Genomic DNA, 1,643 nt, shown 5'->3' on the forward strand with positions numbered 1-1,643 from the left:
CGGCGTTTTTCAAGACAGTTGTCGCCTAAATTGTTAAGCAGCTTCTTTGTGTTGCTCTGGATTTAACTCCACAGCGCCTATTGGCTGCCAGTTTCGCTCTTCTTTTGACCATCGCTCTGGATGTTCATTTCTTTTTGTCTGATACAACGCTTTTCGCTTCGCCAGTATTCCCACATCAAGACCATCATGCCTCTGGTTTGGTGTTACAAACTTAATCCTGCTATGGCGATGCTCGTTGTTGTACCAATAAACAAATTCATTGACCCATTTACGCGCGGCTTCTAACGACTTAAAACCTTCACTCGGCCAACGTGGATGATACTTTACCGTTCTAAATAGCGATTCTGAGTATGGATTATCATTGCTCACCCTTGGACGGCTTCGTGAGGTCACAACGCCTAAATCGTACATCTTAGCTCGCATCGTCAAGCTCTTCATGGGCGCGCCATTATCTGAGTGCAACACAACGTCTTTCTTTAAGCATTTCTCTGACCAGACCGTACGCTCTAGTAGTGCTGCAGCTTGCTCACCTGTTTCACTGTCGTGAACTTCCCAACCGACGATTTTTCGACTGTAAATATCTTCAATCATGTACAGATAATAGTGCTTTCCTATCACCGTTGTAGGCAGGTAACTGATATCCCAACTCCACACTTCGTTCGCTTTTTTAGCCGTATAACTGGTTGGCTTTTTATGAACATTTCTCGGCTTAGCTTTTCCTCGGTGATGAAGCATGTTTTCAGCATGCAAGATACGGTAAAAACTCGACTCAGAAGCAATATACTCACCTCTATCGGCGAGTATAGGTACAATTTGACTTGGCGGTAATGAGGCAAACTCTTCACTATTACACACATCAATCACGTCTTGTCTTTCAGCCTGACTCAGTTTATTCCCAGGCTCTGGCCGCGTAACTGTAGGCCTTTTATCTGCGCCAATCTCACCCTCTATTCGCCAACGCTGTAAGGTTCTTGTTGATAATCCAATCACGTCACAGGCCTTATCTTGTCTCGCACCTGATGCTACTGCGGTGCTGACCCATTGCGCGTATTTTTGCCTATCGGTCAGCGAAATCAGTCTTCCTCTTTTTCTTTCCAATAGGCATCGAACTTTTTTCCGAGAACGAGTAAAGCTGCCGCTTCTGCTAACGCTTTATCCTTTCTACGTAACTCGCTTTCGAGCTCGTTAATGCGTTTTTTATCGGTCTTCTGCTCAGGTGTTATCTTGGCTTTTCTCGTGAGTGTTGTGCTTGGATTGCCGGCAATACAAGCTTGCTTCCATTCGTTAACTTGCTCAGGGTATAACCCTTTAGCTCGGCAATATTCACTTAACTCAACTGCCGACAAAGAGGCTGTTTCCAATACCACTGAAAACTTTTCCTCACTTGACCACTTATCTGATGAACTGACTTTTGACACGTTTAACCCTGAGGTATTAAATTGCTTTTGCCAACTATACAGGGTTGAAAGCTTAATGCCTTCTTGTTCTGCAAACTGACGAACCGACAAATCACTTTGACTAAGCTTGTTTAATATCGCTTCTTTAAATTGAACTGAATGCCTTTGATAATTCACTTACTTTAACTTACCGCGCCCTGTTTATTTGTAAATTAATTGAGGCGACAACTATCCTGACACAGGGGG

General features: G+C 43.8%; 1 protein-coding gene. It reads right to left on the bottom strand.

The features are described from left to right. Window positions 1-33: 33 nt before the first annotated feature. A protein-coding gene (locus GQR55_RS19905) for an IS3 family transposase (RefSeq protein ID WP_166421957.1) occupies window positions 34-1,574 on the bottom strand; the annotation gives its coding sequence in 2 pieces (ribosomal slippage) (window positions 34-1,109 and window positions 1,109-1,574; 1,542 coding nt in all). Between the last annotated feature and the right edge of the window lie 69 nt (window positions 1,575-1,643).

Origin of the sequence: Pseudoalteromonas sp. Z1A8, assembly GCF_011378855.1 — a bacterium.
Classification (GTDB): Bacteria; Pseudomonadota; Gammaproteobacteria; order Enterobacterales; family Alteromonadaceae; genus Pseudoalteromonas.